This window comes from Cedecea selenatireducens (assembly GCF_042138895.1).
Taxonomy (GTDB): Bacteria; Pseudomonadota; Gammaproteobacteria; order Enterobacterales; family Enterobacteriaceae; genus Cedecea; species Cedecea selenatireducens.
In genome coordinates this window covers 64899-78299 of the sequence record NZ_JBHIKW010000005.1, presented here as the reverse complement: position 1 = coordinate 78299, position 13401 = coordinate 64899, and the positions used below count along the sequence as shown (strand labels likewise).

The window sequence follows — 13401 nt, the reverse complement described above, 5'->3', positions numbered from 1 at the left end:
ATGAAACTGCTTATTGTTGAAGACGATTTACTGCTCCAGGAAGGTCTTGCGCTGGCATTAGGCGGGGAAGGCTATGCCTTAGACTGCGCCACCACGGCGGCCCAGGCAGACGCCCTGCTGCAAAGCGGCGAGTACAGCCTGATTATTCTCGACCTGGGGCTGCCTGATAAGGACGGTGCCACGCTGCTAAGCCAGTGGCGTCGTCGTGGGGTAAAAAACCCCGTGCTGATCCTCACGGCTCGCGACGCGCTTGAAGACCGCGTAAACGGCCTGGACTCTGGCGCCGATGATTATTTGGTTAAACCTTTTGCCCTTGCTGAGCTACAGGCACGCGCCCGGGCGCTGATTCGCCGCTATCAGGGCCACAGCGACAATCTGCTGCAGGAAGACGATTTAACCCTTAATCTGCAAACACAGCAGGTCTTACTCGCTAATCAGGCCGTAGAAATTACGCCCAAAGAGTTCGCCTTGCTCACTCGCCTGATGATGCGCATTGGCCAGACGGTACACCGCGAAACGCTGCAGCAGGATATTTACAGCTGGCAAGACGACCCAGGCTCCAATACCCTCGAAGTGCATATCCATAATCTTCGCCGCAAATTAGGGAAGGACAGAATCAAAACCGTGCGCGGCGTTGGCTACCGACTGGAAAGCCGTTCATGAGCAGCATGCGCCGGCGCCTGATGGTCCTGCTGGCGCTTATTCTTCTTTTTTTCCAGCTGATAAGCGTCGTCTGGCTCTGGCATGAAAGTCGTGAGCAGATTGGCTTCCTGGTGAGTGAAACGCTGTCCGCCAAGGCCCGAAACCAGCAGGTGGAGAAGGAGATCCGCGAAGCGATTGCCTCTTTGCTGGTGCCTTCTCTGGTGATGGTCGCCTTCACACTTTTCTTTTCCTTCTGGGCAATCACCTGGATAACCCGTCCTCTGAATCAGCTGCGCTCCAGCCTTGCTAATCGTTCCGCCGACAATCTCACGCCGCTGCCCATGTTTTCCGACATGGACGAAATGGTGGCGGTGACCAATTCCCTTAACCAGCTGCTTGGCCGCCTGGATCATACTATTCAGCAAGAACGTCTGTTCACTGCCGATGCCGCACACGAACTGAGAACGCCGCTGGCTGGCCTCAGGCTGCATCTCGAACTGATGGCAAAAAATGGCGTAGAGCAGGCCCCGATGCTGCTAACCAGAATCGATCAGCTCATGCACACCATTGAGCAGCTACTGATGCTCTCCCGTGCCGGGCAAGCCCTGGCCAGCGGGCATTACAATACGCTGACCTGGAGCAGCGACATCGTTGCGCCGCTGAAGATGGAAATGGAAGAATTGGCTGCGCCTCGCGGGCAAAAGCTCATCTGGCCCGCAGACGCCTCTCTGACCGTTCAGGGCGATGCCGTGCTGCTGCGTTTGATGCTGCGTAACCTGCTGGAAAATGCCTCTCGCTATAGCCCAGAAAAAGGCGTGATTCATGTGATGCTGGCAGAGAAAGAGGGAGGAACTCTGTTGAGCGTGGTCGACAGCGGTCCGGGCATTAAAGCCGAGTATCTTCAGCAGATAACGGAACCTTTCAGGCGTATGGACCAGCGTTACGGTGGAAGCGGGCTGGGCCTGAACATTGTGCTACGTATTGTGCAGCTCCATCATGGCAGTCTTGAACTGGATAACCACGCTGAAGGCGGCTTGCAGGCTGACTGCTGGCTTCCCGGCAGCATTCAATAAAAAAGGCCGGGAGCACCGGCCTTCTTCGTTTGAGACTTACTTCTGGTAGATAATTTCGACGCCTTCGTCGTCTTCATCGTCCCAGTCGTCATCCCAATCTTCTTCTGCTTCAGCTTCCATTTCATCGAGCTGCTGGCGATGGTAGTCATCCCACATAAACTCGACTTTCTCTGTCTGCTTAGCGACTTCAGCCGCCGTAATTGGGTTTTCGATGATAAAGGTCATCACATCCCAGCAGAGATCCTTCACGCCCATCTGGCTTGCCGCAGAGATAAGGTAGAATTTATCTTCCCAGCCGAGTGCTTCGGCAATCGCCTTCGCCTTCTCTTCAGCCTGCGCTTTGTCCATCAGGTCGATTTTGTTAAACACCAGCCAGCGAGGTTTAGACGCCAGGCTTTCGCTGTATTTTTCCAGCTCGCCAACAATAATACGGGCGTTCTCAACCGGATCTGAACCATCGATAGGCTCAATATCGATGAGGTGCAGCAGGACACGGCAACGTTCCAGGTGCTTCAGGAAGCGAATACCAAGACCGGCACCGTCGGCGGCACCCTCAATCAGCCCCGGGATATCCGCGACAACGAAGCTCTTCTCGTTATCCATGCGGACAACGCCAAGGCTTGGCACCAGCGTGGTAAATGGATAGTCAGCAACTTTTGGCTTCGCTGCAGATACCGCGCGGATAAAGGTTGATTTACCTGCGTTCGGCATGCCCAGCATGCCAACATCGGCCAGCAGCATCAGCTCTAACTGCAGGTCACGTTTTTCACCTGGAGTCCCCATCGTCTTCTGGCGAGGAGTACGGTTGACCGAGGATTTAAAACGGGTGTTACCCAGGCCGTGCCAGCCGCCCTTAGCAACCATCAGCTTTTGACCGTGCAGGGTCATATCACCCATGGTTTCACCGGTGCCCTGATCGATAACTCGGGTCCCGACCGGCACCTTTACAGTCACGTCATGACCACGTTTGCCGGTACAATCGCGGCTTTGGCCATTCTGACCGCGTTCAGCGCGGAAAGCCTTTTCAAAACGATAATCGATGAGCGTATTCAGGTTCTCGTCGGCTTCAAGCCATACGTCACCGCCGTCACCGCCGTCACCGCCGTCCGGGCCGCCTCTCGGGATATATTTTTCACGACGGAAGCTAACGCAGCCGTTACCGCCATCCCCTGCCACGACCAGGATCGTTGCTTCATCAACAAACTTCATCTTACTTCTCCGTAAATCATTCGCCCGAACGTTGCACCGGTGTGGCCGTTTCGGTTTTATGCCAGCGCCCCCAAAGGCGGTGGCCAATCGCAGAATACATAGCACCAGCCACAACCACCAGTGCACCGATGTAACCCACAAGGTTAAGCATCGGTATGGCGAAATACTCGGGCCAGGCCTGAGACAGCAGGTCTGAGAACAGCAGCGTAAACAGCGGCGTTAGCGTAATGATGGCGCTAACCTGGGAGGCCTGCCAGCGCGCCATCGCCTCAGCGAGCGCGCCGTATCCTACCAACGTATTCAGACCGCAAAAAACCAGACACGTCAGTTGCCAGCTACTGAGCTGGAAAATCACGCCCGGCTTTGCCAGCGGCAAAAGTGCAATAGTACATAAAGTGTACAGCAAAAAGAGGATCTGTTGCGAGGCCAGCCGACGTAATAACACCTTCTGCGCTACACCATAACTGACCCAAACCGTTGCCGCCAGCACGCCAAAGATTACTCCAAGCGTGTAATCCGTCAGGCGGGTAAAAATTTCTATCAGGCTGGTGTTGAAGAACATCACCAGCCCGCATAAGAGCATAATGGCACCGATAACCTGTGTGCCACGCATTCTCTCTTTCAGCACCACCACGCTCGCCACCATCATCCCCACGGGGGAGAGCTGACCAATGACCTGAGACGCGGTAGGACTTAAATACTGCAGGGAGGAGCTAAAGAGCAGAAAGTTGCCAAATAGCCCACCGGTGGCAATCGCTAACAGCGCCAGCCACCGAGGCTTACGGAACAGGGTGAGCGGCGGAAGTTTACCCCGAATCGCGAGAATAATGCCGAGGCCAATACTGGCCATCAGGAACCGATAAAAGACCACCGTCGGCGGCGCCATCACCGGAAGCACCTGCTTCATCGCTATCGGTAACGCTCCCCAGCACATCGCCGTGGTAAGCGCTAAAAGAATGCCGATCCCCGCCTGCTGCCCCATGCCCATTCCCTGTTTTAATTTACCAGGCGTACAATATTTACCAGGCGTACAATGTAAAAAGCCCCGCAACACGTTGCGGGGCTTTCATCCGTTACCGGACCGAAAAACTTACTCAGCAACGATGCTGATGTATTTACGATTGTTCGGGCCTTTAACTTCGAATTTTACTTTACCGTCTGCTTTAGCAAACAGGGTGTGGTCACGACCACAACCTACATTGTTGCCAGCGTGGAATTTAGTACCACGTTGACGAACGATGATGCTACCAGCCAGTACAGTTTCGCCACCAAAGCGTTTTACACCGAGGCGTTTTGCTTCTGAATCGCGACCGTTACGAGTTGAGCCGCCAGCCTTTTTATGTGCCATTTAATCTACTCCTCAGGTCTTAGGCGCTGATGCCAGTAATTTTCACATCGGTGAACCACTGACGGTGGCCCGCTTGCTTACGATAGTGTTTACGGCGACGGAACTTGACGATTTTAACTTTCTCGCCACGACCGTGAGCAACGACTTCAGCTTTGATAACGCCACCATCGACGAAAGGAACGCCGATTTTGACTTCTTCACCGTTTGCGATCATCAGAACTTCAGCGAACTCAACAGTTTCGCCAGTTGCGATGTCCAGCTTTTCCAGGCGAACGGTCTGACCTTCGCTTACTCGGTGTTGTTTACCACCACTTTGGAAAACCGCGTACATATAAAACTCCGCTTTCCGCGCTTGCCTTTCATTGGATTCAGGTAGCGCTATAAATATTCACAATAGGGCGCGAATATTACGCAAATCGTGATGCTTTGACAAGTCCGATCGTCAATTAGCGTAGAAAAAAAACGCAACAGCACACACACCGTTTATCTGCCTCGTTTTTTCAGTACAATCTGTACTACAGTATCGAACCTCAACCCTCTCGTTATGCCATACGGATATGGAATAAACAGGACGAAAGCCAGACTTTTGCGATGAATTTAGAAAAAATTAATGAGTTAACCGCGCAAGATATGGCGGGTGTCAATGCGACAATCCTTGAGCAACTGAATTCTGATGTCCAGCTGATCAACCAGCTGGGCTACTACATCGTCAGCGGCGGCGGTAAACGTATCCGCCCTATGATTGCCGTGCTTGCCGCACGGGCACTTGCTTATGAAGGGCAGGCGCATGTCAGAATAGCGGCGCTAATCGAATTCATACATACCGCTACCCTTCTCCACGATGACGTCGTGGACGAATCAGATATGCGTCGCGGTAAAGCCACGGCTAACGCTGCTTTTGGCAATGCCGCAAGCGTGTTGGTCGGCGACTTTATCTATACGCGTTCCTTCCAGATGATGACCAGTCTGGGCTCGCTGAAAGTGCTGGAAGTCATGTCTGAGGCTGTTAACGTCATTGCTGAAGGCGAAGTACTGCAGTTGATGAACTGCAATGACCCTGATATCACCGAAGAAAGCTACATGCGGGTGATTTACAGCAAAACGGCTCGCCTGTTTGAAGCCGCAGCGCAATGTTCGGGGATCCTGGCTGGTGCATCTGACGTTCAGGAAAAAGCGCTGCAGGATTATGGGCGTTACCTGGGCACGGCTTTCCAGCTCATTGACGATCTGCTGGATTACAGCTCGGACGGGCAGACCCTGGGTAAAAACGTCGGTGATGACCTTAACGAAGGTAAGCCTACGCTGCCGCTGCTGCACGCCATGCGTAATGGTTCACCGGAACAGACACAGATGATCCGTGAAGCGATCGAACAAGGAAATGGCCGCCATCTGCTGGATCCTGTCCTGAAAGCTATGGCGGATTGCGGTTCTCTGGAGTGGACCCGCCAGCGTGCTGAGGAAGAGGCAGATAAAGCAATCGACGCGCTTTCTGTTCTGCCTGATAGCCCATATCGCGAAGCGCTTATCTCTTTAGCCCACATGTCCGTACAGCGCGATCGTTAGCGAGTACTTTAGCGCGTCATTTGGCGCGCTAAGTTTCCAATAAAACTTCACCCCATCTCCATACCTTCACTTAAATCCTGCCATTTTCATTTGATTTCATCATATATGCGGATGAAAACACAGAATGCGTTATTCCTTACACTTACAGGAATCATTTGGAACTTTTTATGCTATAAGTTTCCTGTACTAATGCTCAGTTCAGGGCAGGATTTGTAAGATTACAGGGAGAGATTATGGAAAATCAGTATGTGGATTGGCATCCGGCGGACATCATTGCCGGCCTGCGAAAAAAGAGAACCTCGCTTGCCGCCCTGTCACGTCAGTCAGGTTTAAGCTCATCAACGCTCGCCAACGCGTTATCCCGCCCCTGGCCTAAAGGGGAGTTCATTATCGCTCAGGCTCTGGGCGTAGCCCCTCAGGTCATTTGGCCGTCGCGCTATCACGATCCTATAACCCATGAGTTTATCGACAGATCCAGCAAGATTCGGCAGCTATAAAAAAACCGGGGCATGCCCCGGTTTTTTCTTGCTAAGGGAGGCTTACTCGCTTCCCTTCACGCGTTCGATTTTCGCGCCCAGCGCCTGAAGCTTATCTTCAATGCGCTCATAGCCGCGGTCGATGTGGTAAATACGGTCAACCACCGTCGTGCCCTCTGCAATACAGCCAGCCAGAACAAGGCTTGCTGACGCGCGGAGATCTGTCGCCATGACCTGAGCACCAGAAAGTGTCTCAACGCCATGACAGATAACGGTGTTGCTTTCGATTTCCGCGTGCGCGCCCATACGAATTAACTCAGGCACATGCATAAAGCGGTTTTCGAAGATAGTTTCGGTGATCACGCCCGTCCCTTCAGCCACCAGGTTCAGCAGGGTGAATTGCGCCTGCATATCGGTAGGGAAGCCAGGGTGTGGGGCCGTACGAACCGTCACGCCTTTTGGACGCTGGCCGTGCATATCAAGGCTTATCCAGTCTTCACCGGTTTCAACCTCAGCACCTGCTTCACGCAGCTTAGCCAGAACCGCATCTAGGGTGTCAGGCTGCGCGTTACGGCAGAGGATTTTACCGCCTGAAATAGCTGCAGCCACCAGGAAGGTCCCGGTTTCAATGCGGTCAGGTAGAACGCGATAAACGCCGCCGCCCAAACGAGCAACACCTTCGATAGTAATGCGATCTGTGCCCGCACCGCTGATCTTCGCGCCCAGAGTGTTGAGGAAGTTCGCCGTATCGACGATTTCAGGTTCACGAGCGGCGTTTTCAATCACCGTCTTGCCTTCAGCAAGCGTGGCTGCACTCATGATGGTGACGGTAGCGCCCACGCTCACCTTATCCATCACAATGTGGGCCCCTTTAAGGCGGCCGTTTACCGAAGCCTTAACGTAGCCTTCTTCCAGCTTAATCTCTGCGCCCAGCTGCTCGAGACCGGTAATATGCAGGTCAACCGGACGAGCACCAATGGCACAACCGCCAGGCAGAGAAACCTGCCCTTGTCCAAAACGCGCAACCAGTGGCCCCAGAGCCCAGATAGACGCGCGCATGGTTTTTACCAGGTCGTATGGCGCACAAAAGATATTCACGCCGCTGGCATCAATGAAGACGGAACCATTGCGCTCAACCTTGGTACCCAGCTGGCTCAGCAGCTTCATGGTGGTATCAATGTCTTTCAGCTTTGGAACGTTCTGAATCTCTACCGGCTCTTCCGCCAGAAGGGCTGCGAAGAGGATTGGCAGCGCGGCGTTTTTAGCCCCTGAGATTGTCACTTCACCACTCAGGCGAGTTGGCCCCTGCACACGAAATTTATCCATTGAAACTGCTCTCTTTTAAATTCAAAACGTTATCATCAGCCGGAGCCGATGATTCAAAAACCATTCAGTTTGCGATCGCGCGCCCACTCTTCCGGCGTGTAGGTCTTGATGGAAACGGCATGGATGCGATTATCCGCGATAAATTCCATCAGCGGAGCATAGACCGTTTGCTGTTTCTTGACGCGACTTAACTCGGCGAATAACTCACCCACCGCTATCACCTGAAAGTGGCTGCCATCGCCCGAGACGTGGACTTCCTGGAGGGGCAGTGCGTTCATCAGCACTGTCTGAATTTCATGATTTTCCATGGGGTATCTATTCGTCGATTAATAAATGATGAAATAAGCCACACATCTTAGAGGAAAGTGGCGTCCGCTTAAATAAGCAAAAAGCCCCGGAACTTAACAGTTCGAGGGCTTTGAAAGTAACGTGCTGAAATCATTAGCCTGCCAGATGCGGCAGCAGCGTCTCTGGCAGATTGTAGAGCTGAGCCAGCGTGCGCAAATTCTCACTGGCTCCCCGCAGCTCAACCTCGCGTCCCTGACGGGTGGCGATGGCTGTCAGGTGGATAAGCAACGCCAGCCCTGCAGTATCAACACGCGTCAGGCCGCTAAGCTCAAAGACGGTAATTCCGGCGACCGTCTTCTCGCGCTGCGCCCAAAGCTGCTGAACGGTATCTCCATCCAGCTCGCCAAAAAAGTGCAACGTGGCACCTTCCTGTTTCCAGCTCAGTTCTTCCGCCATTACTGTTTACTGTCCAGAGTAATCGGCTGCTTCGAAATGGACTGCAGCTGTGCGGTCAAACCATCAATCCCTTTGGTACGCAGCAGGTCGCTCCACTCGTTCTGTTTAGTGGTGATCATGCTGATCCCTTCGGCGATCATGTCGTAGGCCTGCCAGTTGCCCGTTTGGCTATTTTTACGCCACTGGAAGTCAAGACGCACCGGCGGCCGGCCATTGGGATCGATAATCGTCACGCGGATCGCAATAATATCCGCGTTGCCCAGCGGCTGCTCCGGGGCTATCTGGTAAGTCTGACCGTGATACATCGCCAGCGCCTGACCATATGCCTGCTTCAGGTATTCTTCGAAAGCCTTAAAGTAGGCGTCGCGCTGCGCAGGCGTGGCGTCTTTATAGTAACGACCCAGCACCAATGCTCCAGCGTATTTAATCTGCACGTAAGGCAACAGCTCCTGGCCGACGATATCGCGCAGATAATTCGGGTTCTGCCGAATTTTAGGCTGCTCAGCCTTCAGGCGGTCAAAGGTCTTCTGCGCCGCCTCGTTCATTAACTTGTAAGGGTTGGTTTGATCGGCCGCCATCGCAAACGGGGCTATCACCAGCATGGCAACCATCATAAGACGCTTAAACATTGTTCGTTCCTCTTAAATTAATTCGTGGTCCCTGGCTGCGGCGCGGTATCAGTATGACCCGCAGGATGCGCCTCGGCATCGCCAGAATTCTTGTTGTCGCCGTTGCCGCTCTTATAGAGGAACTGGCCAATCAGGTCCTCAAGTACCAACGCAGACTTCGTATCCTGGATGGTACTGCCGTCTTTAAGCATAGATGACCCGAGTTCCGGGTCATCAAAACCGAGATTAAGGGCAATATACTGCTCACCCAGCAGGCCAGAAGTACGAATAGCCAGGGAGCTGGTATCCGGGATCTGGTTGTAGCGCTGTTCGATATCCAGCGTTACGCGAGGCAGGTACGTTTTGGGATCGAGGGCGATGCCATCAACACGACCAATCACCACGCCGCCAAGGCGAACAGGCGAACTCATTTTCAGGCCGCCAATGTTGTCGAATGTGGCGTAGACCCGATAGGTCGGCTCACTGCGCAGAGACGTGACGTTAGCCACCTTCAGGCAGAGAAAAACAATGGCAACCAGCGCTACCAGCAGAAAAGCACCAACCCAAACTTCAAATTTCTTTGTTTGCATGAACTCAATTCCCAAACATCAGTGCTGTCAGCACAAAATCGAGGCCCAGAACGGCCAGAGAAGCGTGCACAACGGTGCGTGTGGTTGCCCGGCTAATTCCCGCCGAGGTCGGAATAGCATCGTACCCGTTGAATAACGCAATCCACGTTACGGTAATGGCGAACACCACGCTTTTAATGACGCAGTTAACCAAATCAAGCCGCCAGGAAACCGCATTTTGCATTGCTGACCAGAAGAAACCGGCATCAATGCCTTTCCAGTTAACGCCCACCAGAGCACCGCCCCAAACGCCTACGGCGACAAAAATAAGCGTCAACAGCGGCAGTGAAATCACCCCGGCCCAAAAGCGCGGCGAGACAACACGGCGCAGCGGGTCAACCGCCATCATCTCCATGCTGGAAAGCTGTTCGGTAGCGCGCATCAGGCCAATTTCGGCGGTTAAAGCAGAACCCGCACGCCCGGCAAACAGCAGCGCGGCAACGACCGGGCCAAGTTCACGAAGCAAGGAGAGCGCCACCAGCATGCCGAGACTCGACTCGGCGCTGTAGGTCGTCAGAACCAGGTAGCCCTGAAGCCCAAGCACCATCCCGATGAACAGACCGGAAACCATGATGATCAGCATCGACAATACGCCGACGTTATAAAGCTGACGCACCAGCAACGGCGCATGTTTGCGAAACTCAGGTTTCCCGACCAGCGCGTTGAATAACATCAGTCCGGCACGCCCGAACGAGGCGCAGGTTTTTATCCCACGTCGCCCGAAAGAGGCCAGTGCATTTAGCAGCATGAGCAGTTTAGCTCCTCGTTCCAGATAACAAATCTTGTTGATAATCCCCGGCCGGATAGCGGAATGGCACCGGACCGTCAGCGATCCCGTCAAGGAATTGTCGAACACGGGGATCATGATTTTCGCGAAGTTCCGCCGGGCTACCGTGCGCAACAATGTGCTGGTCGGCGGCAATATAAGCGTAATCCGCGATGCTTAATACTTCCGGAACGTCGTGCGATACCACAATGCAGGTGACACCGAGCGAACTGTTGAGTTCAGAGATGAGTTTAACCAGAACGCCCATGGTTATCGGATCCTGACCAACAAAAGGTTCGTCAAACATGATCAGGTCTGGCTCAAGCGCAATCGCGCGGGCCAAAGCTGCGCGGCGAGCCATACCGCCGGATAGTTCAGAAGGCATAAGTTTCGCGGCACCACGAAGCCCTACCGCTTCCAGCTTCATCATCACCGTGCTTTGCAGCAAAGGTTCCGGTAACTGGCGATGCTCACGCAGTGGGTAAGCCACATTTTCGAACACGTTAAGATCGGTAAATAAAGCACCTGACTGGAACAGCATGCTCATACGCTTGCGAACGGTGAAAAGCCGCGAACGTGACATCGCCGGAACGTTTTCTCCGTCAAACAGGATCTCGCCGCTGTCGGGCTGGATCTGCCCACCAATAAGCTTTAAAAGCGTAGTCTTACCGATCCCCGATGGCCCCATGATCGCCGTCACCTTGCCACGAGGTACGGTCAGCGAAATATTCTCGAAGATCTGGCGTTCGCCACGGGAAAAACTCATCCCGCGGATCTCAACCAGATTCGCTCCAGTCTGACTCATCGCCCTTCCTTTTTTGTGTTTGCCGGCAAGCATGGCCTTAAAGAGATGCTAAAACCCAACATTTTTACAGAATATTACCTGTGCGGGTTAGCGAAAGCTGGCATTTGTTTTACTTTTCCGCCGCATAAAGTCAGAATTAAGACTTATCGCCGGGTTCAGGCAGCACTTCGCTTTGCCCGAGCCTTCAGGCCCTCAGGATCGGCGATTATACCCTAAGAAAGGATTTTTCATGCTGTTAGCTACGGCGCTATTAATTATTGGTTTACTTCTGGTGGTCTATGGCGCCGACCGTTTAGTTTTCGCCGCAGCGATCCTTTGTCGCAGTATCGGGATCCCACCGCTGATTATCGGCATGACGGTGGTCAGCATCGGCACTTCACTTCCTGAAATTATCATCGCCAGCTCTTCCGCGCTGCACGGCCAGCTGGATTTAGCCGTCGGCACGGCCATCGGCTCTAATATCACCAATATAATGCTGATTTTGGGGCTCGCAGCGCTATTACACCCATTTACCGTTAATTCCGATATTCTACGGCGTGAATTGCCCCTAATGTTGGCGGTAAGTGCCGCCGCAGGCCTTTTTTTATATGACGGTGAGCTGACGCAGGCAGAAGGTATCATGCTGCTGACGATGGCAGTGTTATATCTGGTGTTTATCATTAGAATAGGCCGCCTTGCCGAGCGCCAGGGCGTTGATAGCCTGACGCGGGAACAGCTCGCTGAGCTTCCTCAGGAAGGCAGCCTGTCGGTCGCGTTTTTATGGCTGGGCGTTGCGTTAGTTATCATGCCGATGGCGACGCGGATGGTTATCGATAATGCCTCAGTGCTGGCCCACTATTTCGGCGTAAGCGAGCTGGTGATTGGCTTGACGATTATCGCCGTGGGGACCAGCCTGCCGGAACTGGCAACCGCTATCGCCGGTGCACGCAAAGGTGAAGATGATATCGCGATCGGTAATATTATCGGGTCGAATATTTTTAACGTCGTTTTTGTTCTCGGGATCCCCGCACTGGTGGCGCCCGGCAGCCTGAATCCGCTGGCTTTCGCCCGGGATTACTGGCTGATGTTAGCGGTAAGTGCTGTTTTTGCCGTGCTGTGCTGGCGTAAACCACGCCAAATCGGCAAGCTCGCCGGCGCTCTGTTAACATGTGGGTTTATCATATGGATCGTGGTGCTGTGGTTTGTTGCGCCACCTGTCGTCGGATAAAACGGAAACAGGAATTATGTCTCATATAGATTTAGCGCCGGGTTTTGACTTTCAACAAGCGGGCAAAGACGTGCTCAATATTGAACGTGAAGGCCTGGCTCAGCTTGACCAGTACATCAACGACGATTTTTCACAGGCCTGCGAAAAGATTTTCTACTGCCCGGGCAAAGTTGTCGTCATGGGCATGGGGAAATCAGGCCATATCGGTAAAAAAATGGCGGCAACCTTTGCCAGTACAGGCACCCCGGCCTTTTTTGTGCACCCGGGAGAAGCCAGCCACGGCGACCTGGGTATGGTCACGGCGCAGGATATCGTCATTGCGGTTTCTAACTCCGGCGAGTCGAATGAAATTCTGGCGCTCATTCCGGTATTAAAACGCCTGCAGGTGCCGTTGATTTGCATGACCGCACGCCCGGAAAGCTCAATGGGCCGCGCGGCGGATATCCATCTGTGCATTAAAGTCCCTCAGGAAGCATGCCCGCTTGGCCTGGCGCCGACCACCAGCACCACAGCGACGCTGGTCATGGGTGACGCCCTGGCCGTAGCCTTGCTGAAAGCCCGTGGGTTCACCGCTGAAGACTTCGCACTGTCTCACCCTGGCGGCGCGCTGGGCCGCAAACTGCTCTTACGCGTCAACGACATCATGCACACAGGCGATGATATCCCGCACGTGAGCAAAGAGGCGTCGCTACGCGATGCGCTGTTGGAAATTACCCGTAAAAATATGGGGATGACGGTCATCTGCAATGACCTGATGAAAATTGAAGGCATCTTTACCGACGGCGATTTACGTCGCGTGTTCGATATGGGAGCCGATTTAAATACCTTACGCATTGCTGATGTCATGACGACCGGCGGCATTCGCGTACGCCCTGGCACATTGGCGGTAGATGCATTAAACCTGATGCAGTCCCGCCATATCACCTCGGTTATGGTCGCGGATGGCGACCAGTTGCTGGGTGTGGTACATATGCATGACATGCTGCGCGCAGGCGTAGTTTAAAA

Annotated in this window: 17 protein-coding genes; 6 read left to right on the top strand and 11 right to left on the bottom strand. The window is 53.6% G+C overall.

Going from position 1 to position 13401, the window contains the following annotated elements:
- Positions 1 to 663, top strand: coding sequence for a two-component system response regulator PmrA (gene pmrA, locus ACE38U_RS10020; protein WP_038478489.1), 663 nt, complete (start codon positions 1 to 3; stop codon positions 661 to 663).
- Positions 660 to 1715, top strand: a complete 1056-nt coding sequence (gene pmrB / locus ACE38U_RS10015; protein ID WP_375529668.1) for a two-component system sensor histidine kinase PmrB — start codon at positions 660 to 662, stop codon at positions 1713 to 1715. The genes pmrA and pmrB overlap by 4 nt, the downstream gene beginning before the upstream one ends.
- Before the next feature lie 36 nt (positions 1716 to 1751).
- Here pmrB and cgtA read toward each other — a convergent pair whose 3' ends face one another.
- The 4 genes from cgtA to rplU form a co-directional block, all read right to left on the bottom strand.
- Positions 1752 to 2924 (bottom strand): Obg family GTPase CgtA, encoded by a 1173-nt coding sequence (gene cgtA / locus ACE38U_RS10010; protein WP_375529667.1) that lies wholly within the window; start codon positions 2922 to 2924, stop codon positions 1752 to 1754.
- A 16-nt stretch (positions 2925 to 2940) separates the two neighbouring features.
- Positions 2941 to 3906, bottom strand: coding sequence for a DMT family transporter (locus ACE38U_RS10005; RefSeq protein ID WP_038478480.1), 966 nt, complete (start codon positions 3904 to 3906; stop codon positions 2941 to 2943).
- A 108-nt stretch (positions 3907 to 4014) separates the two neighbouring features.
- Positions 4015 to 4272: a 50S ribosomal protein L27 gene (gene rpmA, locus ACE38U_RS10000; protein WP_007673187.1), complete on the bottom strand. Its 258-nt coding sequence runs from the start codon at positions 4270 to 4272 to the stop codon at positions 4015 to 4017.
- A gap of 19 nt (positions 4273 to 4291) precedes the next feature.
- Positions 4292 to 4603 carry a 50S ribosomal protein L21 gene (rplU, locus tag ACE38U_RS09995; protein ID WP_008454812.1) on the bottom strand — a complete coding sequence of 104 codons (312 nt, stop codon included), beginning with the start codon at positions 4601 to 4603 and terminating at the stop codon, positions 4292 to 4294.
- A gap of 260 nt (positions 4604 to 4863) precedes the next feature.
- Between rplU and ispB the strand changes: the two genes are divergently transcribed.
- Together ispB and sfsB are read left to right on the top strand one after the other, a co-directional pair.
- Positions 4864 to 5835: an octaprenyl diphosphate synthase gene (gene ispB, locus ACE38U_RS09990; RefSeq protein WP_038478473.1), complete on the top strand. Its 972-nt coding sequence runs from the start codon at positions 4864 to 4866 to the stop codon at positions 5833 to 5835.
- Between the two features lie 233 nt (positions 5836 to 6068).
- Positions 6069 to 6332 (top strand): DNA-binding transcriptional regulator SfsB, encoded by a 264-nt coding sequence (sfsB, locus tag ACE38U_RS09985; RefSeq protein WP_038478471.1) that lies wholly within the window; start codon positions 6069 to 6071, stop codon positions 6330 to 6332.
- A gap of 42 nt (positions 6333 to 6374) precedes the next feature.
- Here sfsB and murA read toward each other — a convergent pair whose 3' ends face one another.
- The 7 genes from murA to mlaF all read right to left on the bottom strand — a co-directional run bounded on the left by murA (position 6375) and on the right by mlaF (position 11189).
- A complete protein-coding gene (murA, locus tag ACE38U_RS09980) occupies positions 6375 to 7637 on the bottom strand; it encodes a UDP-N-acetylglucosamine 1-carboxyvinyltransferase (RefSeq protein ID WP_038478468.1) in 1263 nt (420 codons plus the stop codon).
- A 53-nt stretch (positions 7638 to 7690) separates the two neighbouring features.
- Positions 7691 to 7945 (bottom strand): BolA family iron metabolism protein IbaG, encoded by a 255-nt coding sequence (gene ibaG / locus ACE38U_RS09975; protein ID WP_038478465.1) that lies wholly within the window; start codon positions 7943 to 7945, stop codon positions 7691 to 7693.
- A 133-nt stretch (positions 7946 to 8078) separates the two neighbouring features.
- Positions 8079 to 8381 (bottom strand): lipid asymmetry maintenance protein MlaB, encoded by a 303-nt coding sequence (mlaB, locus tag ACE38U_RS09970; protein WP_038478462.1) that lies wholly within the window; start codon positions 8379 to 8381, stop codon positions 8079 to 8081.
- Positions 8381 to 9010: a phospholipid-binding protein MlaC gene (gene mlaC, locus ACE38U_RS09965; RefSeq protein WP_038478459.1), complete on the bottom strand. Its 630-nt coding sequence runs from the start codon at positions 9008 to 9010 to the stop codon at positions 8381 to 8383. Before mlaC ends, mlaB begins: the two co-directional genes overlap by 1 nt.
- Positions 9011 to 9027: 17 nt before the next feature.
- Positions 9028 to 9579: an outer membrane lipid asymmetry maintenance protein MlaD gene (gene mlaD / locus ACE38U_RS09960; protein ID WP_375529666.1), complete on the bottom strand. Its 552-nt coding sequence runs from the start codon at positions 9577 to 9579 to the stop codon at positions 9028 to 9030.
- A 4-nt stretch (positions 9580 to 9583) separates the two neighbouring features.
- Positions 9584 to 10366, bottom strand: coding sequence for a lipid asymmetry maintenance ABC transporter permease subunit MlaE (gene mlaE / locus ACE38U_RS09955; protein WP_038478453.1), 783 nt, complete (start codon positions 10364 to 10366; stop codon positions 9584 to 9586).
- Positions 10367 to 10373: 7 nt separating this feature from the next.
- Positions 10374 to 11189 (bottom strand): phospholipid ABC transporter ATP-binding protein MlaF, encoded by an 816-nt coding sequence (mlaF, locus tag ACE38U_RS09950; RefSeq protein WP_038478450.1) that lies wholly within the window; start codon positions 11187 to 11189, stop codon positions 10374 to 10376.
- A gap of 229 nt (positions 11190 to 11418) precedes the next feature.
- On the opposite strand from mlaF, the gene ACE38U_RS09945 reads away from it, so the two are divergent.
- Positions 11419 to 12396 (top strand): calcium/sodium antiporter, encoded by a 978-nt coding sequence (locus ACE38U_RS09945; protein ID WP_038478448.1) that lies wholly within the window; start codon positions 11419 to 11421, stop codon positions 12394 to 12396.
- A 16-nt stretch (positions 12397 to 12412) separates the two neighbouring features.
- Positions 12413 to 13399: an arabinose-5-phosphate isomerase KdsD gene (gene kdsD, locus ACE38U_RS09940; protein ID WP_038478445.1), complete on the top strand. Its 987-nt coding sequence runs from the start codon at positions 12413 to 12415 to the stop codon at positions 13397 to 13399.
- Positions 13400 to 13401 lie beyond the last annotated feature (2 nt).